This window comes from Sphingomonas natans (assembly GCF_030546695.1).
Lineage (GTDB): Bacteria > Pseudomonadota > Alphaproteobacteria > Sphingomonadales > Sphingomonadaceae > Sphingomonas_I > Sphingomonas_I natans.
This window is the reverse complement of record NZ_JAUOTP010000002.1, coordinates 227,575-253,044: the sequence shown is the minus strand read 5'-3', so window position 1 is coordinate 253,044 and position 25,470 is coordinate 227,575. Positions and strand designations below refer to the sequence as shown.

The following is a 25,470-nucleotide window of genomic DNA, read 5'->3' as shown; positions in this document are numbered from 1 at the left end:
GAATCAGTCGCGAAGCGCCTTCGCCAGATCGAGCCGGGTTTCCGGATAGCCATGACCCTCCGGAATATAAACGAAGCGCTCCTCTCCGATTTCGATGAGCTCGGAGACGATCGTGGCGGCCGGATACGCGGCCGCGTCCGCCACAGCTTCTGAGAAATCGCTCCATGCTGCGAGCCGGTGGAGGTTGCAGCGCGTCGGGAACAGGATTCGCGCGTCGGGTCTTGCCAGCATCGCCTCGGCCGCCGTCCAGCAGATCGCCACCGTCTCGCCGCCATCGGCATCCAGCACCGCCTCGTCCGGCGCGCGGGCGAGATAGAAGCGCGTGTCGAAGCGCCTCGGCGCGCTTTCGGGTGGCCACCAGCGGCTGAAAGGATGGAGCGCCTCGGGCAGCAGGCGAAGACCGAAACGATCGAGGAGCGTGGCGAAGGCCTCGCCGGCGTGGAGCGCAGCGCGCAGCGCCGCGAGCGTCGCCGGGTCCGGCACGGGATCGAGGCCGATGGGGACACCGGCTTCCTCGATCGTCTCGCGGATCGCGGCGATGCGCGCGGCATGATCGTCGGGATCGGCGCCCGGGGGCAGACGCGAGGCCGCGAGCGAGACGTCGCCGGGATCGATCCGGCCGCCCGGAAACACCCACGCCTCCGGCCCGAAGCGCATGGTCGCCGAGCGCTGGATCATTAGCAGCTCGGGCGGCGCCTCCGCGCGATCGCGCATCACGATCAACGTCGCGGCGAGGTGGGGTGCGGCGTCGCTCAATCGTCGCCCGTCTCGCCGGTCGCCTCATCGCCGGTGGGCCGCGTCTGCAAGACCCAGTGCTCGGTGCCCTCGAGACCGAGCGCGGTCAGCACGCCGCTATAATAAGCGCCGGTATCGATGCCGAGGCGGTTGGGCAGGAGCGTGGGCTCGGCGGTGATGCTGTGGCCGTGGACGACCATCACGCCGTGCCCGCCCTTGTGATCGAGGAAGGCGTCGCGGATCCAGCGCTGCTCGACCGGATCCTGATCGGCGATGGCCACGCCGGGGCGGATGCCGGCATGGACGAACAGATAATCGCCCATCTCGACTTTGTCCTCCATGCCGGCGAGATAGGCGGCATGCTCGCGCGGCACCGCCGATTGCATCCGCTGGATGAGGGTCTCGATCTCCTCGCCGCTCGGCAGATCGTCGAGGCCGACACCATAGCTTTCCAGCGTCTGGATGCCGCCGATGCGCAGGAACAGGCGCATCGCCGCCTCGTCGCCCGCGAGCGCGCCGAGCATCACCTCCTCGTGATTGCCCTTGATCGCGTGGAAGCGATCGCCCGCGGCCTGGAGGCGCAGCGCGCGCTCGACGACGCTGGCCGAATGCTGGCCGCGATCAACCAGATCGCCGAGCAGGATGAGCGTGGTGCGGGCGGCGCCGCGCTGTTCGTCATCCAGATCGATCAGGCCGAGCAGATCGTTGAGGAGATCGAGCCGGCCGTGAATGTCGCCGATCGCATAGACGCGCTCGCCCTCGGGCAAAGTCGGCGCGAAATCGGACGGATCGGGTTCGGCCAGCTTGCCGCCGCCGCGCCCGAGCCGCTTCAGCGCGCCGAACATGGCGCGGTCCGGCAAGGAGAAGAAGGCGGAAAGAGCGGCATCACGCGCATCATGTAGGAAGCGGGGCGGGTTTGCGCCAAGACCGTCACCCGTGCGCGACGGTCGGCCCGCCGGCCAGCGCGGCATTGCCGTTCAGCGCCAGGATGTGGACCGCGGCGTCGCGCACCGCGCCATGCCCGCCGGCGCGCCGCGTCACGAGGTCCGCCGCGGCGATCAGTTCGGGTTCGGCATCGGCGGGGGCGATGCGGAGCGCGGCGCCGGCGAAGAGCGCCAGATCGGGGAGATCGTCGCCCATCGCGGCGGTGTCGGCAGGCGGGGTCGCAAGGCGGGTCTGGAGCGCCGACATCACGGCTGCCTTGTCGCCGACCCCGCAATGAAGCTCGGCGATGCCGAGTTCGGCGGCACGGCGGGCGAGCGCCGGCGAGGATCGGCCGCTGACGATCGCGATCGTCACGCCCGCTTGCTGAAGCAGCTTGATGCCGAGCCCGTCGCGCACGTTGAAGCGCTTCAGCTGCTCCCCATCGGGACCATAAAAGAGGCCGCCATCGGTCAGCACTCCATCGACGTCGAGCACCAGCATGCGGATCATAATTTTCCGGATCGCAACGCGGCCTGTAGCGGCAAAACGGGGTGTGATAATTTGGACAAGAGCGGCTTTTGGCCCGACAGCAAAAAAAATTGCGGAGGCATCACGCACTTATCAATCACGCTGGAACCGCACGTCAACGCCCTTGAAAGTCAAATTGCCGTCCATCGGCATTTCGCCAGTGAATGTTCTGAATTCCACATGCGACACATCGTCGGCAACCTGAAACGGGACGCTGATCACGCCCTCGCGAAGCAAGTCCGCACCTTCTTTCCCAGACAGGGTTCGCGTCACCGTTCGGTTCCGGTTAACCGCGACGTCAAGCGTGATGTCACCTGACAGGCTCTCGCCGCGGAAATCGCTCTCAAAGAAGAAGATCGCCTCATAAGCAGCAGGGACCAGTCGGGCATATGGACCCCAGACCTTGCACGGTTCAGACGACGCAAAATCGATATCGATGCTCCAACGGTCTGGCCTTGGCCCATGCCCGTGAAACTCGGCTGCGCTATATGGCCGGACCGATCCGTCATCGAGGCGCCAAGAGGGTATTCTCATTTTCTCAATGACGAGTTCGATTTCGTAGCAGCCGGGTGACGGTTCGTCTGGGAATCGCGTATAATCGAAGCCGCGATCATTTTCGATCAAATGGCGGACCCTGTAGCTTTGCTCTGGCCAAGATTCACGGACTTCCGCTAAAAGCGATTCCGGAGTGTAATACCGCTTATGATCGGTATTGCTGAAGGAGGGCAAGTATCGCTGTTTCTCGAAAAGATATTGGTGTGGAACGGATATTACTAGATATCCCCCCACTTTTAATACCCTATACCAATCAGCAAAAGCGGACCTATAGTCCGGGATATGCTCGAGACAATGACTCGTGTAGATGCTGTCGACGCTTTCATTCGCAAAGGGGAGAACTCGGCCATCATATCCCTGATAGTCAATATCGATCCCAATCGCTTGCGGCACGATTGGCAAAACGATCTGATCGCCATAGCCGCGGAAGCCTATTTCTAGTACCGACCTGCCGCCCAGATACCGACCGATGAAGCCATTGCTGACCTTGTCGGCGAACGTCTTGCGGGATTCCTGCCCCACTGGGCGGTCGAGGGCCGGTGACGCCGGCTCCGGGATTTCAACGTCGATTTCGAGGCCGGACACCGAAACAATGCTGTCCTTGGTAACGAATAAGCGAATCTCGGTGCGGAGAGCCGGCGTGTCGAGATCACATTCTATGAAAAGGCTGTCCCCCGATCGATCCAGATCGACGTTGCTTCTGGCCAAAGTCCGTTGGCCGTCGTTGCTTGTGATCTCGATCGTGGCGTTGCCGCGGGCTGCCCCCGCGATCGTGAGCCTAGCGCTCATATGACCGGCGGGTATTTCCAAATATGGACCGTAGATCAGGCAGCCTTCGTGCGATGTCGATGTGATGTGTTGATCACGCTTTTCCCCGCAGGCGGTGCGGATCGCATCGTTGTCAGCAGCCAGCACCCATTTGATCATGTTAGTCCGTCACCTTGTGATTTTACCGTGGGTTGGCCGACCTGATCAGCCAGCATATCGTTCGTCGCCTGACCCGCGACGCAGGGGCTCTGGCCCGACCTAAGCTGGCCGACGATCGCAAAACCCAGCAGTACCATGGTGTTCAGCGCCTACATCTCACGCCATGGATCGCATCTGCTGGACCTGCCGTGCGCAATCGCGAAGATCCGGGCGGAAATGACCATAGAGATCGGCTCCTTCGGAAAAGACCTGTTCCGCGCGATCCAGTTCGCCGGCGCGCATGAGGAAATTGCCAAGGAGAGAATAAGTCTGATCGTTCTTGCAACCCGTTTCCAAGGCATCCTCTAACGCTTCGAGAGACTCGCTACGCCGCTCCTGCCCTTCCAGCGTTTCCGCCAGCAAATTTCGATGATCTGCACTGGATGGCTGGATGAGGAGACCCTGCCGAACGACCTGTTCCGCTTCTTCAAGGCGCCCGCTTGCGTGAAGCGCGATCGCGTACATGCGATGACCATGCGCGTCCCCGGGAGACAGTCGAATGCCGCGTCTGCCCGGCTCCAGGGCCTCTGCGATGCGCCCACTGTAAATAAGCGCCTCTGCGAGCATGACATAGGGTCCGCCGTGCGCCGGTTCCTTGGCGATCGCGATACGCGCGAACTCTTCCGCACGGTCGCATTGTCCGGCTCTTGAGAGCATTCGAGCTAATTCGACGTACAGATCCGCATTGTCGGGATCAAGCAGAATGGCCTCATGATACGCCGCCTCGGCTTCCGTTAGTCTATTGAGAAGCCGGAGCATCTCGGCTCGCGAACTGTGCGCCCGGATCGATTGTGGCGACCCCACCAATGCCTGGTCTAGCCTCTGGAGGGTTAGGGAAGGATCTTCCTTTCCAGCCATGTAGATTGCTTCGCGTAGTTTCGGATTGCTCTCGTATCGCATGTACCGAAGCACGTATTCGCTGAACGTGATCCGCCCCTCTTCGGCAAACCGATACGTGTCATCTTGATCGGCGAACGTCAGCCCGAAGTGCTTGATCACACCCGGGTGGAGGGCGAGTTCGGTCGGCGGGAAGGGCGAACGGGTAAGCGTGCTGAGCGCGTTGCTGATGATGTCTCCAGGCACGTTCATGGATTCGAACAACTGCTTCGCTATCACGCCGAACAGCCACGCATCCGGATGTTCGGCGGTCAGGAAAAGCTTCCGGGTTCTGAACTCTGCTTCTATGATCGGAGCGATGTTAAACCCTACTGCCGCATCACGCTGACGTTGGCGATCGAGGTAGAGTTCCATCAACCGATCGATATGCGCTGCCTTCGCAATGTCTAGCGATAGATACTGGTCGAGGGCGTCTTCGGGGGAAACTCCCCTACTGATAAGACGATTAAGATAGCTGTCACCCATTTGCGAAGGATAAGGCCCGTCGGAAATCGGCCATTCACTTACATTGTTGATGTGCGGTTCATTGGCATGCGGCCACATGAAGCCGGCCATCACCAAAGGGAAACCGAAGACGTCCAGGTTGCCGCCTAATTCTTCTTTGGAAAGCCCGTGTTTGAAATCGCGCTCTTGGACAATTACGACATCCGCGTCCTGCACAGCGACGCGAAGCGCCGCAGCGTCCAAGCCGAGATCGTCAACGACCTTGACATCCTCGCCGTTGGGGGCTCCGACGAAATCTCGATAAAAAGAAGCAACTGCCCAAGCTTGGCAATTCCCTATCACCCTTACCTGCTTTCGCCTCATTGTCCCAACTTCCATGTTTTTCGTTCCGGGTGCTGTCTTGGTACTGAGCGGGTAAAAAACGCGCTTCGGGCGCGGCGATCGTTCCGCAGGATGGCTACGCGATCAAGCGCCAGTTTCAAGCGCGAAGACGTGTAAAATGAGTTCTGCCGCACGAGATCGGCAGCCTGGCGTCGGGCGTCTACGGATTCATCCTGTCCCATCAGGAAAAATACGCGTTCCTCGCCGCACTGTAGATGGTGCTTTCCGATGGCTAAAGCGCGCTTTTTCGACGCTCCATCGCTCTCGTGCGCCTGCTCAAGACCTTGCCCCTCCTGAGCATGAAGTTGCTCGCAAGTGCGGCGCCAACGAGCTAAGGGGCTGCTCGACAAGAGATTTTAGGAGGAGCGTTTGCCCGCTCAAGATAGCGCACCTGCGCGCATAAACCTGCCGCCGGCCGATCTCGTCGCTTACGGTCGACAGGTGATCGCGACCGAGGCTAATGGCTTGCTAGCGCTTTCGGCGTCGCTGGACGACCGGTTTGCTGAGGCGGTATCGATATTGCTGTCGTTGCGCGGACGCGTCGTAACGACCGGAATGGGCAAGTCAGGATACGTCGCGCGGAAAGTGATGGCGACATTGTCGTCCACTGGTCTTCCGTCGGTCTTCATTCATCCTGCAGAAGCGGCACATGGCGATCTCGGCATGCTGGCGCCGGGCGACGGGCTGATCGCTTTCTCCAATTCGGGCGAAACGAGCGAACTGCAGCCTGTGGTTGCCCATGCGAGGAAGCTTGGTGTGCCGATCATTGCTGTCGCCGGCCGAGCCGAATCACTTCTGATGCGTCAGGCCGATGTCGGCATCCTGTTGCCATCGGTCGGGGAGGCGTGTCCCGCTAATCTCGCGCCGACGACATCGACAGCGATGATGATGGCGGTAGGCGACGCACTCGCGCTCGCGGCAATGCAAGTCAGAGGCGTTTCCCGTGCGGGATTCGAGGAGCTCCATCCGGGCGGAGCGATCGGCAAGCGGATGATGCGGGTAGCGGCGATCATGCATCGCGATGCGGCGATGCCGATCGTGACCGAAGATTGCGAGATGCGCGACGTGATCATGATGATGACGTCGCGCAGCTTCGGTATGACTGGCGTCGTGGATCGCGATGGGCGACTTGTGGGCGTTATCACCGACGGCGATCTGAGGCGCCATTTTGATAGTCTGATCGAGGGGAAGGCGACGGACATGATGACGCCCGATCCCAAATGGGTGTCGCCCGGCTGCCTGATCGAAGATGCGCTGACGCTTCTCAACAAGCATAAAATCACCGCCATGTTCGCTGTCGAAGATGATGGGACGGACAGACCGGTCGGGATCGTTCATGTTCACGACTTTCTGCGGCTGGGGCTCGCTTGACCGCCGCAATCCTTATTCCAGCCCGCTACGCTTCGAGCCGCTATCCCGGAAAACCGCTCGCCCTGCTGATCGGCGCAGGCGGGGAGGCGAAGCCGCTGATCCGGCGGACCTGGGAAGCGGGCTGTCAGGTGCGCGACATCGCGACATTGGTGATCGCGACCGACGACGATCGCATCGCCGCAGCCGCGCGCGGCTTCGGGGCCGAGGTCGCGATGACGCCCGAGGAGTGCGCGAACGGCACCGAGCGCTGTGCCGCCGCGCTGCCGGCCCTGCCCGACGACATCGACATCTTCGTCAACCTGCAGGGCGATGCGCCGCTGACGCCGCCGCATTTCCTGACGGCATTGCTGGAGGCGATGGCGGCCGATCCGACGATCCAGGTGGCGACCCCGGCGATCCGCGCGACGCCCGAGGTGCAGCGGCGCCTGTTCGCGGATCAGGCGCAGGGCTGCGTCGGGGGGACAACGCTCGCCACGGACAGCCGCGGCGACGCGCTGTATTTCTCGAAATCGGTGATCCCGCATATCCCGCGGGCGCGCATCGGCGATCCCACGCTGCCTTTGTTCCTGCATGTCGGCGTCTATGCCTATCGCCGCTCCGCGCTGGAGGGCTATGCCGCTGCGCCGGCCTCGCCGCTGGAGCTGCTGGAGGGGCTGGAGCAGATCCGCTTCCTCGACATGCGCGTGCCGGTGCGCGTCGTCGAGGTCGATCCCAAAGGCTGCGACATCTGGGAGCTCAACAATCCCGAGGACGCGCCCGTGATCGAGACGGCGCTGGCGTGCCGGGGGATCGAGTGACGTGGCACGCGCCTATCCGGGCCTGCCGCCGACCTTCCTGGAGGAGGCGGCCTCGATCGCGCGGCGAATCCGCCGGCGCCTGCGCGAGCGGCGCTGCCGCGCGCTGACGCGCGCCGAGCCGATCGACGCGGGCCGGACGCTGGTGACCGTGCGCGAAACAACGCCGATGCTGATCGATCCGTCCGACGAGGGCCTGTCGCGCAGCCTGGTCGCCGACGGCTATTGGGAGATGTGGCTGACCGAGGCGCTGGAGGCGGTGCTCAAGCCGGGCATGGTCGCAATCGATATCGGCGCCAATCTGGGCTATTTCTCGCTGCTGATGGCGGAGCGCGTCGGCGCGAGCGGGCGGGTCCATGCGTTCGAGCCCAACCCGATCATGGCCGATCTGCTCGTCGAAAGCGCCGCGCGATCCGGGCTGGCCGACCGCATCTCGCTCCACCGTGATCCGCTATGGGATCTGGACGGCGAGGCATCTGTGCTGCGCGTGCCCGACGGCGAGCCCAAGAACGCGCATCTCATCACCCATGCGGGCGACGAGATCGAGGGAATCCGGATGATCTCGCGCCGGCTGGACGGGTTCGGCGATCTGCTCGACGCCGATGTCATCAAGATCGACGTCGAGGGCGCCGAGGAGCGGATCTGGCGCGGCATGGCCGGATTGTTCGGACGCGGGCGGCCGCTCACCATCTTTCTCGAATTCTCGCCCGTCCGCTATGAGGATCCGATGGCATTTCTGGAGGACATCATGGCGCAAGGCTTCACGCTGGGAGAATTGAGCGTGAGCTACGGCATTCGCGCAACGACCGCCGAGCGGATCCTGGCCGGCGCCGCCGATGAGGACCGGATGCTGGCCTTGCGGCGCGCGGCGCAGGCATGAGCCGCACGACCCTGCTGGGGCGGCCCGTCGGGCTCGACGAGCCCTTGTTCCTGATTGCGGGCCCCTGCGCGATCGAAACCGAAGCATTGGCGCTGTCGGTCGCCGAGACGTTGCGCGGGATCGCCGAGCGGCTGGGCATCCTGCTCATCTACAAATCCAGCTTCGACAAGGCGAACCGCTCGTCCGGCGCGTCCTTCCGCGGGCTCGGCATGGAAGAAGGCTTGCGGATCCTCGAGAAGGTCCGCGCCGAGACCGGATTGCCGGTGCTGACCGACGTCCACGATGTGGGGCAGGTGAAGCCCGTCGCCGAGGTCGTCGACATGCTGCAGACGCCGGCTTTCCTTGCCCGCCAGACCGACCTGATCGAGGCGGTTGCGGCGAGCGGCCGGCCTGCCAATATCAAGAAGGCGCAGTTCATGGCGCCGGGCGACATGGTCAACGTGATCGACAAGGCGCGCGCCGCCGCGGCCGCGGTCGGGATCGCCGATCCGGCGTTCACCGTGGCCGAGCGGGGCACGAGCTTCGGCTACGGCAATCTCGTCGTCGACATGCGCGGGCTCGTCATCATGCGCGATACCGATTGCCCGGTCGTCTTCGATGCGACGCATTCGGTTCAGCTGCCGGGATCGAAGGGCACCAGTTCGGGCGGACAGCGCGAATATGTGCCCGTGCTCGCGCGCGCGGCGGTGGCGGTCGGGGTGGCCGGCCTGTTCATGGAAACGCATCCCGATCCCGAGAAGGCGCTGTCGGACGGGCCGAACGCGATGCCGCTTGAGGAACTCGAGCGGCTATTATCCGAACTGATTGCGGTCCGCGACGCCGCGCGGGGCGCTTATTCGACGATCCGGACTGCGTAGAAGAAGCCGTTCCCGACCGGAGGCGATCGATCGAAAACGAGGAAACCGGCCTGACGCAACGGGGCGAGGAGCGTTTCCTGGGTTTTCCCGTCGAACATCGAATGCCATTCGACGAGGAACGCCCTGATCTTTCCGAGCAGACCATTGCGCTGCAGTGATTCGAACACCGCGAACTCGGAGCCTTCGCAATCGACCTTCAGAATTACCTCGAGGCCGCGCCCGATCGCGTCTTCGATAAGAGGGGCAAGAAGTGGCCCGGCGTCGCGCAACGAAAGCTGAACTGCGACGCCGCCTTCGACCCCGACCGTCGTCATCGCCCCCGAATCGTCCTTGTCGTTGATCAGGATTGGCCCATCGAAGTCTCGGTCGGACAGTCCGACATGATGTGGCTTGATTTTGGCCGACAAGGCCGGGTTCAGCGCGATGTTCGCTATTGCGCGTTCGAACGTCTCCGGGAATGGCTCAAAGGCGTGGACTTCGGCGACTTCTGCCTTGCGCGCGAAGTGAAGCGCCGCCAGCCCGACGTTCATGCCGACATCGAAGACGGCCGTCTGACGATCGACCCCGAAGTTGTACGCATTTTCAAAGAAAAGTTCACCAACGAACCTGAGATCGTCGAGAGAGCGACCGTGGAGTACAATCCCGCCGACAACCGCGCGGACGCCGCCATCGACGATACGGATCGCTATCCCCTGGTCATAGAGATTCCGGAGGAACTGCCGGTTCTCGACGAAAAAGGGAACCGATGCGCCGGCCTCTTCCGGGAAGTGCGCGTCGTCGCTCAAGGTTACCGCGCCATCCGTTGACCGCATCACCGGCACGGCAGAACGATTGTCCTCGATCAGAAGAGACGCCTTGCCGCTGACCCACACCCTATATTCGGCACGGCATGGACCGGCGGCTGTGAACGGGACGGTGAACGCGCTGCCGTCCGCAAGATCGGTGCTCCGAACTTCCCGCCGGGCTAGCAATTGCTTGCCGCCGGCGCACGAAACGTCAATCACGGCGAGCAGCACCTTTTCGGGCAAAGCTGGCTCGTCGCTGCTGATCCGGAATCCCGCGAGATACTCGCCGGCGTTGAGCTGCTCGTATGGACCATAAACGGCATGGCCGAACGGACCCGGTAGGGTGCGCAGGCAGGATCGCCCGTCGATCGTTTCGGGCAACCCCAAATTCAAATTCAGCATCAATGGTCCATTGCTAAGGCAGGGGCCGTCAAACATACCCCAACAGCCCGGTCAAGATGAGCCTTTCCGCGCGTTGCCACTCGCCGAGGGCGAGCGTAGAGGCAGTCGCGGATTGCTCTCGGAGGAGGGCGACACTGTTCGGACTGTATCGATTAGGTGATCATGAGCGTCGAAACCAGTGCCCCGATGGGCGAACTTGCGCTCGATCCGTTCGCCTATGTTCCTGGCATGGCTAGCCGGATCAATGGCCTTGGCGGCGAAGGGGCGCCCGACGGCGACTACGCTTTTCACACGCCTTACGTAGTGGTCGCCGAGGGCATTGCGCACTTCAAAGTGCATTTCGGTTCGCTGAAGGCCACCACGGGCACCTTGAATCTGCGCGTTCACATGCTGTCCGCTGGCGAACAGCATGCGCGCCTCGCAACGGCCGAACGGATCGCCTTGAATCGCTTGGTGGCAGTCAATGGCTTTCACCAGTTGCGTTTCGAGGCTTTTCACGGTGTCATCTACGCTCTGTATGGCGGCATAATCGGCGACACGGACGCGGAGGCGTCTGACCTGCAGGTGGTGCTTGATCGTCCGGCGGACCCGAACGAGATGCGTGAGGTGGTGGCGGAAGCACGCAACACTGCCTTCGGCGGAGAGAGCCTCGCCACACCGGAGCTCGTGTCGCTTGCGCCGGCAACGCTGAAGACGCCGGTCACCCAACTCGCGACGGATCTGCAATTGCGCGGATTGGACGCCCGGCAGTGGTTTGGCGGAGCTCACGATCGAACGACGGCGCTGACTCGCTGGAAGAGCAGCTATGTCGTTCAAGCCGTGCGGGCGTATGGCTTCTTGAGGCCTGGCGCGCGAGGCGCCGGGCTCGATTGCGAAGAGGAGGCCATCTTCGAGAAATTGACGGCAGAGGGCTGTGATGTCGATGCGATCATTCCGCCCGAACGAGAGGCGCTTGGCGGATCTGGTGTTTCCACACGGGTCGCCGCTTTAGACCCTCTCTCGCCGGAGGTGGTCAACTACGATTTTCTATGGACCGACGGCTTGTGTTCGCGGCTCGGTTCCGCAGCCGCAGGCGTTCGGTTTATCGAAGCGGCGATGGCCGCTCTTCGTCCCGGTGGCCTGGCCGTGCATGTCATCGATTATGATCCTAGCGGCGAGACGGTCGGGCCGTTCGCTCGGGGCGACATCGAGCGGATTTGTATCATCTTGATCTCGCGTGGGCACGACGTCGCGGAATTCCGGATCGACGACCGTAAGCTGATCGTCGGACCGAACGGTCTCTCGGCATGTGGCATCGTCTGCAGAAAAGCCGCGCTTATCACCTGAGGGGCGCGGCCATCACCTCGGAATACATTGTCCTGAGGCGCGTGCTGTAACGCTCCGGTGAAAAATGCTCGGCGCGAAGAGGACCAGCGCGACTCAGCCGCTCGCGCAGGCTCCGGTCTGTGTCGAGGTGCGCGATGTTTTGAGCGATCGCAAACGTGTCGTACGGATCGACCAAGACGGCAGCGTCGCCGGCAAGTTCGGGCATCGCACTGATGTTCGAGGTAAGCACCGGAGTGCCGAGCTGCATCGCTTCCAAAATGGGAAGCCCGAAGCCTTCGCTGATGGAGGGAAACAGGGCGGCGCGCGCGGAACGGATCAGCTTTAACAACAAGGACCGGGAGAGATGCGTCAGCCGAATAACGCGCCGTGATGGATCGCGGGCGTTCACGCTGCCGATCTGATCTTCCTCATCGCTCGTCCCGGCGGCGGTGCCGAGAAGCGCCAGTTCGCCCTCGTTCTGCCAACCTCGGCCGCCCACGATGACGAGCGGTGTCGACAACCCAAGCGAAAGATAGGCTTCGATGAGGCGCCCGACGTTTTTTTTGGGCTCGATGGCTCCAAAGAACAGGAAATAGCCGCGATGAGGCAGGCCGAAAATGTTCTCGATCACTGCGGCATCTTCGGCAACTGTCCTGGCGAGCGTTCCTGGCGGCATGATGGCGGCTTGATAAGTGTTCGAGATATCCCCGGGGTTCATTCCGAACTCGGTCAGTATGTCGTTACGACTTGCCTCCGACACCGTGCACAGATGATCGGCGGTTGCGGCGATCCTAGAAATCAAATGGCGATAGCGCCTCTTGGGATCCGTCGTTGTGTAGGGAAGCCGAAGCGGCACCAGATCGTGCAATGTATAGATGTTGCGGGCACCAACGAGCCGTATTGGGATCGGATAGGTCCAGTGCATGATCGGAGGCGGGGTGCTCATCCTGATCGGCAGTAGGCGACCGTAATAAGCGAAATGGCAATGTGCGAGATCGAAAAGGCGCGGAGCGCTCATGATGCGGTCGAACGCCGGGAGACGATCCGCGAGCGGTTGCGTCACCACGCGCCCGCTCAGCGGCACATCGTCCAACCGAGGTGAGGCGAACGGATTGAGTGCTCGGCGACGAAGCGCCCGTTTGTCCTGCCGGCGCTGTTCGAGCGATCGCTCGACCGGCGATTTGCCGAGCGTTTCGAAGAATAGGATCTCGCGCAGTGCGGCATCTTTTCCGGCATCGATGCCGAAGACGCCTTCGACGTCAAAGTCGCTTGCTTTGAGAACGGATGCGAGCGTGTAGCCGTATGTCGCGACGCCGGTGCCATTTGGGAGAGCAAGATTGTAGCCGTCGATCCCGATTCGCATCCGATTCATTCGCGCGGCGCTATCGTGAGTGCGACGTGGCGGCAAGCAGATCACCGTAGAAGCTAGCAAGAGCGCCAGCGAACATTGCGGGCGAGAAACGGCTGGTATTCCGAAGCCCAGCCTCCGAGAGGCGACGACACAAGTCTGGATCAGTTGTTATTTGCTGAAGAGCGCACGCAAGCGCTGAAATGTCTGTCGGTTCGATGAGCAAAGCTCCCCCCCCCGCAGTCTCCGCCAGCGCGCCGCGGCAGGCTGTTATAACCGGAGTCCCCAAGGCCATCGCCTCGGCGACCGGCAGGCCGAAGCCTTCGGCCAGCGACGGCATGACCAGCGCGCGAGCGCCGGATATCAGTCGACCGAGATCGCCCGCTGCGACGTCCGGTAGGCGAATGGCCCCCGGGGTCGTTGCGATAGCGGCTTCCAGATCGGGATAGAGTTGCGACGCGGGGCCCGCGACCACGAGCGGCATCCGCACTTGGCTAGCCGCATACGCTTTCAGCAAGCGCTGGACGTTCTTGCGAGGTTCGACGGAGCCGAGCGCGAGGAGGTAGTTGCGAGACGTCAGCCCCGCCGGCGGAGGTCCTCCGTCGGACGCCGGACTGACGGGTTGGCTGCAATTCACGATTTGCGCGGGCTCTATGCCCAGCTCGTTCGCGATTTCGCCCCGAGCAGCGTTGGAGACTGTGACTATGCCGTCCGCCTGATCGACGATCCGCGAAAGCAGCTTGCGATGCCGGACCGGATCGATCTGACTGAGTTCAGGATGTGCCAGGGGAATCGCATCGTGAATGGTATAGACATTGCGCCAGCCGACTAGCCGAAGCGGCACCGGGTAGGTCCAGTGCATAATGCCGCCCTCTATCGGGCTGCGGACTTCCAAGAGCCGGCCATGCAGATCGAAATAGACTTGGGCGAGCCGATAAAGGTCGGGGGCGAAAAGGATATGGTCCCCTATGGCGTGAGCTTGCGCTGAGAGGGGGAGCAGCGCGCGTGCCCATCGACGGAGCCGACCTCCCGCCAACCAACCTTGCGTCGACTGATCGTGGAGTATGAGGGCGGACGGGGAAATGCCCCGCTGTGCCGTAGCAATCGACCGTGCATATGTGGAGACGCCTGTCCCCCCTGGAGCCAGCATCCGCCCGTCAACGCACAGTCGTAGATTTGGCGCTTGGGGCATCACCGGCTAATGGGAACAGCGATCGGCGCTTCCGCAGCGTCGATCTGGCTACAAGGTCCCGCTTGCATGATCCGATTCGAGAATGTTTCCAAGACCTATCACATCAGGAAATTCGAGAAGCGCGTTTACAATAATCTGAATTTCACCATCCAGCGTGGGGAGAGCATCGGGATTTGCGGTGCGAACGGTGCCGGCAAATCGACGTTAATGAGGCTGATTGGCGGCGTCGAGCAGCCATCCACTGGCACGATCACCAGGACGATGAACACGTCCTGGCCTATCGGCTTCGGCAGTTGCTTTCAGGGCAGTCTGACCGGTGCGGACAACGCTCGCTTTATCGCCCGCATCTATAATCAGCCCGAGGATGAACTCCTGGATTTTGTCGAAGATTTCGCACAGCTCGGACCCTATCTGCATCAGCCGGTACAAACCTATTCGGCTGGCATGGGTGCGCGGCTGGCCTTCGGTGTGTCGCTTGCGATCAACTTCGAATGCTATCTGGTCGACGAGGTTACAGGCGCCGGCGACGAGCGGTTTAGGGCGCGATCGGAGGAGGCGCTGCTTCACCGCCGCGATCACGCATCGATCATCATGATCTCCCACGATCCCGGCTCCCTCAAGCAATATTGCAAGCGCGGAGCCGTGGTTTACGGGGGGTCGGTGGTCTTTTTCGACACGATCGAGGAGGCTAGCGAGGTGCATAGCCGCCTGCAGCGGCGATCCTTCTGAATGCTCGATTGATCCGGCGGTGAGCGGGCACTAGAAGCCGGCTTGGTTAGGGCGTCGCCGAAAGCACGCGCTCGCCCTCATGTTCAGGCGCACGTCCGGAGGATTTCCGACCTTAATGCTTTACCGCCTCTCCGCTCCCCTCCGCACGGGGCTTGTCACCATATTGTTGGGATCGCTGAGCGCGTGCGCAACATTGCCTGCCAGCGGCCCCACCGCGGGGGAAATAAAGCGCCGGGTTAACAGCAGCGGCAACACAATCGGTTTTCGAATCGCGGACATCACGGCACCCGTTCTGGCGGAAATTGAGGCCAAGGCGGACGTTGTCGATCGCGCGGCGCCCACTCTTGCAGGTCTTGCTGCCGAGGGCCGTAACGATGTGGTCGGGCCCGGTGACGTTTTGGGGATCGGCATTTTCGAGGTCGGCGTTTCGCTTTTCGGGACGTCCGGCGGCGGAGAAGTAGGGCAGGGCTTCGATTCGGGCGCGCGAAATGTGACTTTTCCCGCGATCGTTGTGGATCGGCAGGGGGGCATCAGTCTTCCATATATCGGCCGGCTGCAAGTGGCCGGACGTACTCCCCCGGAGATCCAGGACATGATCGTCCGCGGACTTCGCGGCAAGTCGCAGAGCCCGCAAGCCGTGGTTGCCGTCCGGTCGAACCTGAGCGGCACTGTCTATGTCGGCGGCGACGTTCGCAAGCCGGGTAGGTTCGAACTGACCTTGCAACGGGAGCGGCTCCTCGACGCGATCGCTCTTGGAGGCGGAGCTGCCAATTCTTCCGAGGACACGCTGGTTCGCTTCAATCGCGGTAGCCAGACGGTCGAGGAGCGTCTGGGCCGCATTCGTGCCGGTGCAGCCGATGATCTCGTTCTGATCCCCGGTGATCGCATCGAGCTCATCAAGCGGCCTCGCAGCTTCATCGTGCTCGGGGCAACGACCCGCGTTTCGCAAGTTGCATTCGAAACCGGCGACCTGTCGCTCGCAGAGGCGGTAGCCCGCGCCGGTGGGCCGCAGGATGAGCGCGCTGATCCTTCCGCCGTCTTTCTGTTCCGTTATGATCCCATGGCGCAGTCAGATGCGAGGGCACAGCCGGTTATCTATCGCCTGAATATGATGGAGCCGGCTAGTTATTTCCTGGCCCAGAAGTTTGCTATCCGCGACAAGGACGTGATCTATATCGCCAATGCGGCTGCCAATCGGCCGACGAAGATGGTCAGCATCATCAATCAGCTTTTCACGCCTTTCGTAACGGCGCGAGTGCTGACGCAGAAAAACTGATTGTGACCAGGCGGGTGGCGGCGATTGCACTTCCCGACGCTGACGCCCCTCGCGTTCGGGCGGTGGTAGTTGGAGGGGCGCCCGTCAAACGGCCTGTCAGCCGTATTCTCTGCATCAAGCCTGATCATATCGGGGATCTCCTGATCGCTGCGCCGGCCTTGATGCTCCTGCGAAAATCGTTTGCCGACGCGCACATCACTTTGATCTGTGGGCCATGGAATGTTGGGTTAGCCCGCAGGCTGGAGATTGCTGACGAGATCTACCCGGTCGATCTCTTTGCTGAAAACAGCCTCGGCGATATGGATCGTGATACGCGCGAGCAACGTCGTCGGGAGGCGATTGATGGGCTGCGTGCACTTGCGCTGCCGAGGTTTGACCTGGCGATCGACCTTCGGCGTGACGAAGATACACGCGCGCTTCTCAAGATCTTCGAGGCGGACGTCCGCGCCGGTTTTGGCGACCTGCTGACCTACAGTTATCTAGACGTCGCCCTGCCCGTGACGCATCGCGGATTCGATACCGGCATGACGAGCCTTAGTCTTCGCCCCTGTGATCTTGAGGGTGGAATGGGGCATACGGTCGACGAGAAGGGGCTTTGTTTGTCCGGTACGGTGGGCCGGGTGGACATCGAACTCTCGACCGATGCCGTATGGGCGCCGAGTGATGAAGGGTTTCCGGACAATCGACCGCTCGGTGCCGCCCTTCGCGCCATTCACATGCGGCAATCAATCGCTGGCGGCACACCCGCTTTGACGGCTGAGCCTCTCGTTACAATCGATCGATCCGAAATGGCGTTCGGTCCAGGTTGGCTTGACTGGGAGCCATGGGGTCGTTGGACGACGATCGGCCGTGCGCCCTTTAACCTCTTATGTTCGACAAGCCAGCCGAAGGTAGACCTCCTAGTGGAGGTCCAGGGTCATACGGGCGTGAGTCACACAGAGGCACGAGTGTGGCTCACAGGAGGAGGTGGAGAGGCCTCCCACCTTTTCAAATCGGGCGACGAGCCGGTTGTCCTGGCGATGCAGTGCGAGCTGACGTCGGTCGGACGTATTGCCCGCTCGGCGCCGTTTCTCCTTCGTGCTGGCCGATATCGCGGTGTCCTGCGCGTGTGGGTGGGTGAGCCAGAAGACTGGGTGCCACTCACACTCACGATAGGGGGGGCTCGTCCGGGGCAGGTGGTGGCTCGGATCTCGACGGCACAGGCTGTTTGCGAATCAGGACTCTTCGAAACGCCTTTCGAGATTGAACTTGTGGATAGTGCGGAGCCGATCCGCGTCGAGGTCGCGCCCGCGATGGGCGAAGGGAGCGGCGATCCCACGCGCTTAAGAATCGCATCTGTCGAGCTCCACTGCATGCAGGCTCGCTCTCCCGAGTTGCCGGTTGAGCATGTTGAGCTTCAGCTGATCGATCTCGCCGCAATGGTGGCGCTCCGGCATGCGCCGAGTCTCGTCACCTCTTCAACAGAGATCGTCGATCGACTGCGGGAGCCGCGGCAAAATTCAACGGCAGCAGCGGCGGTCCAGCAACTCGTGCAGCGTAAGCGACGCCTGCTGAGGCGAGAGCGTCAGTTCATAGGCGTTGCGATCGGCGCGAATAAGGAAACCAAGCTATGGCCGCACGACGCTTTCGTAGAGCTCTGCCGCCGGCTTCTCGATCAACCAAACGTGGATATCGTGTTCTTAGGAGGACCAAGCGACTCAGAGCAGGTCCGGGCGCTGATAGCGGAACTCAGTGCTGGGGGGCGGACGATCGATCTTACTGGTTGTTGCCGAATCGAGGATCTCGGTGAGGTTCTTGCCAAGCTTGATGGTTTTATCGGTCTCGACACGGGGACGACCCATTTTGCCGGGCGCGTCGGCCTTCCTACCGTTGCCATCTTCGGGGCTTCGCATGATCCGCTCAGGTGGGGTCCCGTCGGCGTTCGGAGCAGTTGGGCGGCAGCGGATATTGCCTGCAAAGAGTGCTCGAAGGCTTCGGCCAGTCAATGCGAAATCGGTGTGCGTTGCATGTCCGACATCAGCCCCGAGGACGTCTGGCGGGTCGTCGAAAGTACGATCTTCGACCGACAGGGATCATCGCGCAACGCTTGATTGCTTCACGAGGGCAGGCGTAAGGCCGCGCAGGCGTTTGAGCCGATCCATCCGATCATCCAAGGTGTTTTCTTGACCTCTCCGTCCGGGCCCAGCGCTAACCTCTATTGGTTGCCATCTATAGATGACTGGTCCGTCCGTATCGCCGAGATCGAGCGGTCGGAAGTCGGCGAGGCGGCTTGGAACGCGCTGGTTGCGCTGGCAGGCGTGAAGCTAGATTTTGTCCGCGTCGGTCGTCTCGACAAGGCGCTCATGCGATTGTTCGGCGATGGGCCACCGGTGAACCTCGCCACGCGTCCAATCCGTCTTGCTGTCTTGGCTTCGTCGACAACGGCCCAACTCGCAAGTGCGTTACGTGTCGCTGGGCTCAGGCGCGGTCTGTGGATTACGCTCTACGAGCCCGATTATGGGCAGTATCGCCAAGAACTCGCCAATCCCGCCTCCGGGCTGTACGGCTTTGCCCCGACTGCCATCCTTTTCGCGTTGGATGCCGGTCATCTCGTCGGCGATGTCGATCCGGCTCTTAATCCAGAGAGTGCCGAGGCCGTTGTGCATCAGCGCTGTGATCTCCTCCAGAGTCTCTGGCGTTCAGCGCGCGCTGCGTTCGGCGCACAGATCATTCAGCAGACGGTGCTTCCGGTCTTTCCGCCGCTTTTGGGATCGAATGAGCAGAACTTGCCGGGATCGCGCGCAGCGATCGCTGCTGAAATGAACGCCCGTTTGAGAGCAATCGTCGGTGCGGAGGGCGTCGGTTTGCTGGCGATCGATGCATGGGCAACGCAGCTCGGTCTCGATGCTTGGCATGATCCTGTTCTTTGGCATCGAGCGAAGCAGGAGATAACACCGCGCGCGGCGCCGCTGTACGGCGATCTGGTGGCCCGGCTGCTAGCTGCTGGACAAGGGCGGGCCTCGAAGGCGTTGGTACTGGATCTGGACAACACCTTGTGGGGCGGCGTGATCGGGGACGATGGTCTCCAAGGCATCGTCGTGGGGCAGGGTGATCCGCTTGGGGAAGCGTTCGCCGCGTTTCAGACCTATGCGGCTGGGCTGGAACGACGCGGCATACTCCTGGCAGCTTGCTCCAAAAACGATGAATCCAATGCCCTTTCGCCGTTCGAACACCATCCGGACATGGTGTTGCGGCGCTCCCGTTTCTCAGCTTTCGTAGCCAATTGGGACGACAAAGCGAGCAACCTCAAGGAGATTGCCCGCCAGCTCAACATCGGCCTGGATTCGCTCGTTTTCGTCGATGACAATCCCTTCGAGCGGAACCTGGTTCGGCGGGAGCTTCCGATGGTGTCGGTGCCCGAATTGCCGGAGGATCCGGCACTGTTTGCGCGATGCCTCGCGGACGCCGGCTACTTCGAAGGGCTTACAATCACGGCAGAAGATCGAGGCAGGACGGCCTTGTACGAAACGAATAGGGAGCGGGAAGCCTCTCGGACCAAAGCGACAGATTTGAATGGTTATCTCGCTTCGCTCGAGATGGCGCTCTCTTGGCGAACATTCGATCGGGTGGGTTTGGCTCGTACTGTGCAGCTCATTAACAAGACCAACCAGTTCAATCTGACGACGCGTCGCTACACCGAGGACGAGGTTGCCGCCGTGATGACCGATCCTTCGGCGTTCGGATTGCAGTTCCGTCTTACCGATCGCTTCGGCGACAATGGGATCATCGCGGTGATAATCGGCCGCGTCGATGGTGCCGGTCTTTGTTTCCTCGACACTTGGTTGATGAGTTGTCGCGTGCTTGGCCGTCGTGTCGAAGAGGCAACCTTGGCCGTCGTCGTGGAGCAGGCAATTGCGCACGGCGCGACCGAACTCGTCGGTTGTTTCCGTAGGACAGCACAAAACGGAATGGTAGCGGATCATTATGACCGGCTGGGGTTCACGCCTCTACCGGGTCAGCCCGGCGATACGGAGCGCTTGTACCGACGGGATGTTGCCGAGACCGCACACGATTTCCCCATCACCATCAGGAGCGAATGACGTGGACGATCAGGCCATCATGGCGGAGCTGACCGACATTTTCCGTGATCTTTTCGGCGACGATTCAATCGTGCTGGCGCCGGAAACGATGGCGGACGATGTCGAAGGATGGGACTCGATCAAGCACATCAGCTTGATCGTCGCAGTCGAGGATCACTGGAATATCAAGATGAAGACCTCGGAGATCGACACGCTCAAGAACGTTGGCGATCTTCAGCGCGTCGTGGCGGCGAAGATCGGCTAAAGACGTGCTTGGCACAACCGCTCGGAATCTACCGCGTCGTCGTCAGGGCTGGCTCGCTTCCGCGCTGAACCGCGGCGATGATCGGCAGGATAGTATCGACCGCCGGCGCGAGGCCGGTCAGCCCCGCCGTCTGGTCGGTAGCAATCGGCGGTAGCCGTCGCGAAACGATGCGAAGAGGGGACATCGTCCGGTTGATCTCGTCACACAGCAGCTCGCCGGCTGCCTTTGCCATGACATATTCGGCCATGCCCCCAGGTCGATCGTCAAGGAACGTTGTCGAAGGATAGAAAAGGGTAGCGCCGCCCTTTTGGTGTCGGATCGCCGACGCCAAGTTCCATAGACCACCCACGAAGTAGGCCTGGAGATCGGCGAGACGATCGCCGTCGAAAAAGGCGGAGTTTGGGCGTGCGATCGTCGGCGCCGCGAAATAATAAATATAGTCGAAGGCGCAGTCCACAGCCGCGAGCTGCGGCGCCGCGGGTTCCTGTACGGTGAAGTGCATCGTTCGGCACATACTCCCCGCTTTCCGGATTTCGGTTGCTACGGCTTCCGCATCGTCACGACCTCGGCTGTAGCTGATTGTAACGTCAGCCCCGCCCGCTGCTAGAAGCTTGGCGACGAGCTCGCCCAGGCCGCGCGATCCGCCTACCACCAGTATGGTTGCACCGGCGTAATCGGCGCGTCCGACCTTTTCGAGCAGATCAACCATGCGCGGTTGGGCGACCGGTGCGGCGCGAGCTACACATTGGACCGACCCCACCAGGCCGGCTCCGGCCACCTGCAAGGTGAGCAGGCCGTGTCGGGGCTCATCAACATGAAAGCGTATCGCAGACACTTCGGCGCCGCTCGCATGGAAGCGGAGGTTAAGTCCCACATAAATTGAATGAAGTCCCGGAAGGACCATGCCGACGAGGCGGGTTGTCGTAGCGAGGCCGGCCAGGCGGGAGGCGCCGAGCCAGCGCGCTGCGGCGGGAAATGCAGAGGCGACGGTCGCCGCGTCCTTAGCGAACGGAACGATCCCTTGCTTCGCTACCCACTCGGCAATGGGCCAATCTATCGGGCGGGATGGCGTATGGGATTGCGCTCCTTCCGCGGGAGCCGGTACAGGTGCGGGATCCTCCGGGCCGATCGTCAGGGTGATGAGAGCCCGCAGCAGCCCCCCCGCCGTAATACGAAGTTGGAAAGCCTTGTCCGTTTCGCGGCTGACCTGGACCTCAGCGAGTTCGCCGACGTGCACAAAGCGCGAAAACTGCACCTGCAGGTTTTTGATCTCATCACTTGCGGCGCGTTCCGCGGCGAAGGTGTCCAGAGCCCAAAGTAGCAGATGTATCCCATGGACGACCAATGTGCCGGCAACCGTCCGCCGGGCGTGATCGGCATCGACATGAATGGGATTGTAATCGCCCGACAGCTCCGCGAAATGCAGCTGGTCCGACACGTTAAAGCGCTTGAGCATGAGGCTAAATGCCCCTAACCCTGCCGTCGAAGCAACAGATAGCTTCCTGGTCGGCGAGCCAATCGAAAAAGATGAGATTGTGATGGCTTGCGTGCGCTGCACTGTGCTCGGTTCCGCTAAACTGGCGCGCTGGTTCCGCACGATCCCATGAACTCCGACGAACAAGGCTCGACCGAGCTGGAGCATGTGCGTGAGGTGGTTTTCACCGGGTTGTCGCATCCGGCAGACAGCGCGGTTTTCGAATTTTGCAGCCGGATACTCCGCGCTGGGGATCCGCCGATTGCCGCCAGGCTGATTACCGGTCCCAGCGACCCGGCGCCCGAAGACGCCATCTTGCGAGTACAGATCCGATCGGAAACGCTTGATGCAGTGCGGCTTGCAGTCACGGCTCATGTTCCGGGCTCCGCGGCGAAGCGCCAATGTTACGCCGAAGCGGGGCGGCAGGGCGCGCTTCGACCGGACCTGGCGGTGCTTTCTATCGAGCGCGTGCTTTGCGATCCGCTGGAGTCGATGCGGAGCTTGGGCCAGAGTGCTGGCATCTCCTTCACGCCTGCGCAGATCGAGGCCGCGCGATGCGGCTTCCTAGAACTGCAGCAGCGTGCCGCTCCTCACCTTCATCCGCTTCGCTATCTGGAATCCTGCGGCGGTGGGGCCGATCCGGCGCCATCAGCCACCGCCTCCCATATGGATCTTCCGATCGACATCGCGTTTCTGAACGATCTCGATGAGGGAGCGCCCATTCTCGTGCTGGCTCATGACCGGGAGCGGATGTTTACCGCGCTGGCTGCCGATCTCGACCGGCTGGACGTGATAGCGATCGGCCTGCCGCCCGCCGAGGAGCAGGAGGCGCTCGCAAACCCGGTTGCGAACCCGCACACAGAGTGGCCGGATTTAGCGCCTTTCCAGCCACGGCTCCTTTATATGCATGAAATGCGGGATCATCCCGATCTTCCGGCCGTGCTCGCTTGGGCTTTGGATCAATTGCCGCCCGGCGGCCGGCTCGCAGGGAGCGAGGCCGACGCGGCAGCGATGCATCAACTGATTGCGGGTCTTACGCGTCGCGACGGTGGCGACATCGACTTCATTCTGGATGGCGCACGCTGGGCAGCTGTGCCGCCGGCTTATTGGAACGCCTGAGATGTGGGGGGTCATGGTCCGGATCGCCGGCGGCAGAGTGCAGGTGAGCGCTCCGGGGTGGCTTTTGAACGCCGGCGCCACCTATGCGGTGACTTTGTACATGGAGGCGTTGGCCGCCGAGCTAAATCGCGACCCCTGTGTCTACGGTTTCGACCCGGGAAACATCTACACTGTTTTCGTGCAGACTTGGGACCGGGCGCTGACGGGCGTGCGATCGCTCGCCTTCGGGCGAAATGTCCAAGGGCAAGGCGCCGTAGGCTTAATGCCCGATGTTTACTACATTAATCATCGTGGCTACGCGCAGCTGCGCTGGGAGGCGCAGCAGTATGCGCCGGTTTGGGCCGATCGCCGAGCGATGATCGCATGGCGCGGTTCGGTGACGGGCGGTGGCAACTTCCAATCACCCTCCGATATTCCGCGGGTCAAAATGGCGTTGGCCTGTCGAGACCTTAGTGCCGCCGATGTTCGCCTTTCCGGCGCTCATCCGACAATGGCCAGCGTCTATTCGCCGGGTGAGATCAACGCGTTCCTGGCGGCGGAACAGCTAATGGGCGAGATGTGGCATATGGCCGATTTCAGCAAATATCGGTATTCAATCGATATCGACGGGCATGCAAACGCCTGGAGCTTCCTCGAAAAAATGATTCTCGGCTGCTGCGTGCTGAAGGTCGCGTCGCCTTACGAGCAGTGGTTTTACGATAGGGTGCGCCCCTGGGAGCATTATGTGCCGATAAAAGCAGATCTGTCGGACATCGAGGAAAAAATCGAATGGTGTCTTGCAAATGAGGCGCGGTGTGAGTGGATAGCGCGGAATGGGCAGGCGCTGGCGGCGACCCAGTGCTACGAGACAGAAATTCGAAGCAATTGTGAGCAGCTCATGCGCTTCGCATCGACCGACATCGGCGAAAGCAACGCGAAAGAACTTGTCCGACGCTAACGCTCGGGCGCAGTCACCATGCGGGGCCCAAAAATCTCGACGCGCTGCAGATGAAGATAATTTCGCGACGGCAAGCTCAAACGAAGATATCGAAAGTGTTCTGTCTTCGGGTTTAAGTCAAGCGGACCGGTTGCGGACCCGCCGAAATACCATCCGTTGTTCTCGTGAATGTTTGTCCAATTCTGGCCGTCGTTTGAAATTTCGACCCGAAGTGAAAAGGCGCGCTCGCGGGCGCCCTCTCGATTAAAGATGCGGATCAGACTGACAGCGCGAACTTCTTCCAGGTCCACGCACCACCAAGGATTATCTTCCAGTTCGGTATGAAAAGCAAAATCCTCGTCCTCGTTCGTCAACGCGCGAGCGGCATCATCTGATTGTGACCAAATTGATAGGCTGCTCTGCGAGCACGGGCGTTTGCTGCCAATATCGATCAAATTGTCGTCAGCCGAGGGTCCGAGCGCACGCACGCTCACACTGTTGTGCACGAACAATGCGTCGCCGAAGCCGTAACGGGTGATGTTCATGGCCTTCATTTTGAAGCCGTACGGCTCCAGGAAGGATTGTATTTCGCTCCAGTGCGGCGCTCCTTCGTGTGTGGCCTCGTCGTGGATCTCGATCATGATGATCTTGGCGGCCCGAAGGGCCTCACGCGCTCCACGCAAAACGTGAAGCTCGGCGCCCTCTACGTCCACGACCCAGAGATCATATCGATTGATCTCCGCGCGCTGAATCAGGAGGCTGTCCAGCCGCCTGGAGATGAGCGTCTCCTCATCGGTAACGGTGATGCCAGGGAAATGCTGGGCATGAGTTCCGAGCGCCAAAATGCTAGACGATTCCCCCATGTTCGAGCTGATCCGGATCGTAAGCTCCTGATCATCTGCGTCGCTGATAAGCGCTTGCTCCGCTACGAAGCCGGGGAAGTTTGCAATCTTTTCCTCGAGCAAGGCAAACGTACGGCTTACCGGCTCGATCAGCAGGCCGCTGCCAATCCCGATACTACGATACTCTTCCAGTTCAGCGCCGGTGTTGGCTCCGATGTGAAGAACCGCGCGGGGCCGGTAGCCGTGATCTGCTAAAATCGACGAAAGTGCCACCATCTAAACCTGGTCTCCAAAGCGCCGACCAAAACGCTTCGCGAGCTGCGCTGGATGGGCGAGATTCCCGCTGCATCCAAGATCTTGGGCATTCGCGCAACGGAAAAGATCGCGGTTGGAGAACGAGGGACCGGATGCTAGCGCGCATGCATCG

Annotated in this window: 22 protein-coding genes; 12 read left to right on the top strand and 10 right to left on the bottom strand. The window is 61.5% G+C overall.

Annotated features, from left to right (window positions below; all coding sequences use genetic code 11):
* Positions 1-3 precede the first annotated feature (3 nt).
* From Q4F19_RS04805 to Q4F19_RS04785, 5 genes are all read right to left on the bottom strand, one after another.
* Positions 4-756: an NUDIX hydrolase gene (locus Q4F19_RS04805; RefSeq protein ID WP_303540329.1), complete on the bottom strand. Its 753-nt coding sequence runs from the start codon at positions 754-756 to the stop codon at positions 4-6.
* Positions 753-1,580 (bottom strand): metallophosphoesterase, encoded by an 828-nt coding sequence (locus Q4F19_RS04800; RefSeq protein ID WP_303540327.1) that lies wholly within the window; start codon positions 1,578-1,580, stop codon positions 753-755. Before Q4F19_RS04800 ends, Q4F19_RS04805 begins: the two co-directional genes overlap by 4 nt.
* Positions 1,581-1,665: 85 nt before the next feature.
* Positions 1,666-2,169 carry a KdsC family phosphatase gene (locus Q4F19_RS04795; RefSeq protein ID WP_303540325.1) on the bottom strand — a complete coding sequence of 168 codons (504 nt, stop codon included), beginning with the start codon at positions 2,167-2,169 and terminating at the stop codon, positions 1,666-1,668.
* Positions 2,170-2,280: 111 nt separating this feature from the next.
* A complete protein-coding gene (locus Q4F19_RS04790; RefSeq protein ID WP_303540323.1) occupies positions 2,281-3,669 on the bottom strand; it encodes a methyltransferase domain-containing protein in 1,389 nt (462 codons plus the stop codon).
* A gap of 156 nt (positions 3,670-3,825) precedes the next feature.
* On the bottom strand, positions 3,826-5,412 hold the full coding sequence (locus Q4F19_RS04785) for a WcbI family polysaccharide biosynthesis putative acetyltransferase (RefSeq protein ID WP_303540322.1): 1,587 nt from the start codon (positions 5,410-5,412) through the stop codon (positions 3,826-3,828).
* A 387-nt stretch (positions 5,413-5,799) separates the two neighbouring features.
* On the opposite strand from Q4F19_RS04785, the gene Q4F19_RS04780 reads away from it, so the two are divergent.
* From Q4F19_RS04780 to kdsA, 4 genes are read left to right on the top strand one after another with little or no spacing between them, the layout of a single operon-like run.
* Positions 5,800-6,801 (top strand): KpsF/GutQ family sugar-phosphate isomerase, encoded by a 1,002-nt coding sequence (locus tag Q4F19_RS04780; RefSeq protein ID WP_303540321.1) that lies wholly within the window; start codon positions 5,800-5,802, stop codon positions 6,799-6,801.
* Complete coding sequence (locus Q4F19_RS04775) at positions 6,798-7,598, top strand: 3-deoxy-manno-octulosonate cytidylyltransferase (RefSeq protein WP_303540320.1); 801 nt, start codon at positions 6,798-6,800, stop codon at positions 7,596-7,598. The genes Q4F19_RS04780 and Q4F19_RS04775 overlap by 4 nt, the downstream gene beginning before the upstream one ends.
* Before the next feature lies 1 nt (position 7,599).
* Complete coding sequence (locus Q4F19_RS04770) at positions 7,600-8,475, top strand: FkbM family methyltransferase (RefSeq protein WP_303540319.1); 876 nt, start codon at positions 7,600-7,602, stop codon at positions 8,473-8,475.
* On the top strand, positions 8,472-9,332 hold the full coding sequence (gene kdsA, locus Q4F19_RS04765; RefSeq protein WP_303540318.1) for a 3-deoxy-8-phosphooctulonate synthase: 861 nt from the start codon (positions 8,472-8,474) through the stop codon (positions 9,330-9,332). Before Q4F19_RS04770 ends, kdsA begins: the two co-directional genes overlap by 4 nt.
* Here the strand turns inward: kdsA and Q4F19_RS04760 are convergent.
* On the bottom strand, positions 9,308-10,519 hold the full coding sequence (locus Q4F19_RS04760) for an FkbM family methyltransferase (protein WP_303540317.1): 1,212 nt from the start codon (positions 10,517-10,519) through the stop codon (positions 9,308-9,310). The genes kdsA and Q4F19_RS04760 overlap by 25 nt on opposite strands.
* A gap of 162 nt (positions 10,520-10,681) precedes the next feature.
* Here Q4F19_RS04760 and Q4F19_RS04755 point away from each other — a divergent pair, with 162 nt between their 5' ends.
* Entirely contained in the window at positions 10,682-11,845 is a 1,164-nt protein-coding gene (locus tag Q4F19_RS04755; protein WP_303540316.1) for a hypothetical protein, read from the top strand.
* On the opposite strand, the gene Q4F19_RS04750 is transcribed toward Q4F19_RS04755, so the two are convergent.
* Together Q4F19_RS04750 and Q4F19_RS04745 are read right to left on the bottom strand one after the other, a co-directional pair.
* Positions 11,838-13,187 carry a glycosyltransferase family 4 protein gene (locus Q4F19_RS04750; protein WP_303540315.1) on the bottom strand — a complete coding sequence of 450 codons (1,350 nt, stop codon included), beginning with the start codon at positions 13,185-13,187 and terminating at the stop codon, positions 11,838-11,840. The two genes, Q4F19_RS04755 and Q4F19_RS04750, sit on opposite strands and share 8 nt — an antisense overlap.
* A 19-nt stretch (positions 13,188-13,206) precedes the next feature.
* The gene (locus tag Q4F19_RS04745) at positions 13,207-14,034 is read right to left on the bottom strand and encodes a glycosyltransferase family 4 protein (RefSeq protein WP_303540314.1); all 828 of its coding nucleotides are present in this window, start codon (positions 14,032-14,034) and stop codon (positions 13,207-13,209) included.
* Positions 14,035-14,430: 396 nt separating this feature from the next.
* Between Q4F19_RS04745 and Q4F19_RS04740 the strand changes: the two genes are divergently transcribed.
* From Q4F19_RS04740 to Q4F19_RS04720, 5 genes are all read left to right on the top strand, one after another.
* The gene (locus Q4F19_RS04740; RefSeq protein ID WP_303540313.1) at positions 14,431-15,093 is read left to right on the top strand and encodes an ABC transporter ATP-binding protein; all 663 of its coding nucleotides are present in this window, start codon (positions 14,431-14,433) and stop codon (positions 15,091-15,093) included.
* Between the two features lie 115 nt (positions 15,094-15,208).
* A complete protein-coding gene (locus tag Q4F19_RS04735) occupies positions 15,209-16,369 on the top strand; it encodes a polysaccharide biosynthesis/export family protein (RefSeq protein WP_303540312.1) in 1,161 nt (386 codons plus the stop codon).
* A gap of 161 nt (positions 16,370-16,530) precedes the next feature.
* Complete coding sequence (locus Q4F19_RS04730; RefSeq protein WP_303540996.1) at positions 16,531-18,459, top strand: glycosyltransferase family 9 protein; 1,929 nt, start codon at positions 16,531-16,533, stop codon at positions 18,457-18,459.
* Positions 18,460-20,448, top strand: coding sequence for an HAD-IIIC family phosphatase (locus Q4F19_RS04725; RefSeq protein WP_303540311.1), 1,989 nt, complete (start codon positions 18,460-18,462; stop codon positions 20,446-20,448).
* 1 nt (position 20,449) lies between these two features.
* Positions 20,450-20,692 (top strand): acyl carrier protein, encoded by a 243-nt coding sequence (locus Q4F19_RS04720; RefSeq protein WP_303540310.1) that lies wholly within the window; start codon positions 20,450-20,452, stop codon positions 20,690-20,692.
* A gap of 28 nt (positions 20,693-20,720) precedes the next feature.
* Here the strand turns inward: Q4F19_RS04720 and Q4F19_RS04715 are convergent, their stop codons facing one another.
* Entirely contained in the window at positions 20,721-22,250 is a 1,530-nt protein-coding gene (locus tag Q4F19_RS04715) for an SDR family NAD(P)-dependent oxidoreductase (RefSeq protein WP_303540309.1), read from the bottom strand.
* A 45-nt stretch (positions 22,251-22,295) separates the two neighbouring features.
* Here Q4F19_RS04715 and Q4F19_RS04710 point away from each other — a divergent pair, with 45 nt between their 5' ends.
* Together Q4F19_RS04710 and Q4F19_RS04705 are read left to right on the top strand one after the other, a co-directional pair.
* Entirely contained in the window at positions 22,296-23,285 is a 990-nt protein-coding gene (locus Q4F19_RS04710; protein WP_303540308.1) for a hypothetical protein, read from the top strand.
* Between the two features lie 13 nt (positions 23,286-23,298).
* Entirely contained in the window at positions 23,299-24,222 is a 924-nt protein-coding gene (locus Q4F19_RS04705) for a glycosyl transferase family 90 (protein ID WP_303540307.1), read from the top strand.
* On the opposite strand, the gene Q4F19_RS04700 is transcribed toward Q4F19_RS04705, so the two are convergent.
* The gene (locus Q4F19_RS04700) at positions 24,219-25,319 is read right to left on the bottom strand and encodes an FkbM family methyltransferase (RefSeq protein ID WP_303540306.1); all 1,101 of its coding nucleotides are present in this window, start codon (positions 25,317-25,319) and stop codon (positions 24,219-24,221) included. The genes Q4F19_RS04705 and Q4F19_RS04700 overlap by 4 nt on opposite strands.
* Positions 25,320-25,470 lie beyond the last annotated feature (151 nt).

Bases quoted from the DNA above. Each gene is read 5' to 3' on its own strand.
- Q4F19_RS04750 (WP_303540315.1), bottom strand. From the start codon at position 13,187: ATGCGAATCGGGATCGACGGCTACAATCTTGCTCTCCCAAATGGCACC.
- Q4F19_RS04705 (WP_303540307.1), top strand. From the start codon at position 23,299: ATGGTCCGGATCGCCGGCGGCAGAGTGCAGGTGAGCGCTCCGGGGTGG.
- Q4F19_RS04760 (WP_303540317.1), bottom strand. From the start codon at position 10,519: ATGCTGAATTTGAATTTGGGGTTGCCCGAAACGATCGACGGGCGATCC.
- Q4F19_RS04800 (WP_303540327.1), bottom strand. From the start codon at position 1,580: ATGTTCGGCGCGCTGAAGCGGCTCGGGCGCGGCGGCGGCAAGCTGGCC.
- Q4F19_RS04700 (WP_303540306.1), bottom strand. From the start codon at position 25,319: ATGGTGGCACTTTCGTCGATTTTAGCAGATCACGGCTACCGGCCCCGC.
- Q4F19_RS04730 (WP_303540996.1), top strand. From the start codon at position 16,531: ATGCTCCTGCGAAAATCGTTTGCCGACGCGCACATCACTTTGATCTGT.
- Q4F19_RS04795 (WP_303540325.1), bottom strand. From the start codon at position 2,169: ATGATCCGCATGCTGGTGCTCGACGTCGATGGAGTGCTGACCGATGGC.
- Q4F19_RS04745 (WP_303540314.1), bottom strand. From the start codon at position 14,034: ATGCACTGGACCTACCCGGTGCCGCTTCGGCTAGTCGGCTGGCGCAAT.
- Q4F19_RS04735 (WP_303540312.1), top strand. From the start codon at position 15,209: ATGCTTTACCGCCTCTCCGCTCCCCTCCGCACGGGGCTTGTCACCATA.
- Q4F19_RS04785 (WP_303540322.1), bottom strand. From the start codon at position 5,412: ATGAGGCGAAAGCAGGTAAGGGTGATAGGGAATTGCCAAGCTTGGGCA.
- Q4F19_RS04755 (WP_303540316.1), top strand. From the start codon at position 10,682: ATGAGCGTCGAAACCAGTGCCCCGATGGGCGAACTTGCGCTCGATCCG.
- Q4F19_RS04740 (WP_303540313.1), top strand. From the start codon at position 14,431: ATGATCCGATTCGAGAATGTTTCCAAGACCTATCACATCAGGAAATTC.
- Q4F19_RS04790 (WP_303540323.1), bottom strand. From the start codon at position 3,669: ATGATCAAATGGGTGCTGGCTGCTGACAACGATGCGATCCGCACCGCC.
- kdsA (WP_303540318.1), top strand. From the start codon at position 8,472: ATGAGCCGCACGACCCTGCTGGGGCGGCCCGTCGGGCTCGACGAGCCC.
- Q4F19_RS04710 (WP_303540308.1), top strand. From the start codon at position 22,296: ATGAACTCCGACGAACAAGGCTCGACCGAGCTGGAGCATGTGCGTGAG.